The sequence below is a fragment of the Aureimonas ureilytica genome (assembly GCF_001475935.1).
In the GTDB taxonomy this organism is placed as follows: Bacteria; Pseudomonadota; Alphaproteobacteria; order Rhizobiales; family Rhizobiaceae; genus Aureimonas; species Aureimonas ureilytica_A.
Window position 1 is genome coordinate 1 of sequence record NZ_LDQA01000105.1, and the last position, 639, is coordinate 639.

Below are 639 nucleotides of genomic sequence, written 5' to 3' on the forward strand. Positions count from 1 at the left end.
GCGCCGCGCGGCGCGAGCAATTGGCCTCGCTGCGCGATCTTGCCGAGTATGCCGCGAGCTGGCGCGTCTCCGTGCCGCCGATCGACGCGGATGGCATGGCGGCGGGCTGCCGCTTCGTCTTCGCCGAGGTGGATCGGCTCGAGAACAACGAGCTGCGCGGCTACCGCGAATCCTGCGCCAAGGCCGGCGAGGAGATGCGGCGCATCCTGCGCGAGGACCTGCTCACCCGCCTGTCGGACAAGCTCGGCAAGGTCACCTACCGTCTGGAGGGCATCAACCGTCTCCTGAAGCGCCACCGCTTCACCGGGCAGACCTATGCCTTCACCTTCGCCATCAACGGCAAGTTCCAGCGCATGCACGAGCTGGCGCTGAAGGCGGCCGAGGGCGAGCTGACCGACGAGATCTTCGAGACCTCGATGGACGAGGTGGAGGCGATGATCGAAGGCGGCGAGGACGCCGCGCAACTCGCCGACTACCGCCAATACTACACGTTCGAAATCGTCATGACCGACGCGCAGGGCGGGCGCACCACGCTCTCCTCGCGCGCCATGAAGGGCTCGGGCGGCGAGGCGCAGGTGCCGTTCTATGTTGCCATCGCGGCCTCGCTGGCGCTCGCCTATTTTCCCGGCCATATCGCCG

1 protein-coding gene is annotated in these 639 nt (G+C 67.6%); it reads left to right on the top strand.

The annotated features are described in order from the left end of the window. Window positions 1–639 (top strand): SbcC/MukB-like Walker B domain-containing protein (locus NS365_RS22775; RefSeq protein ID WP_275477571.1); only part of this gene is annotated, 639 nt, incomplete at both ends.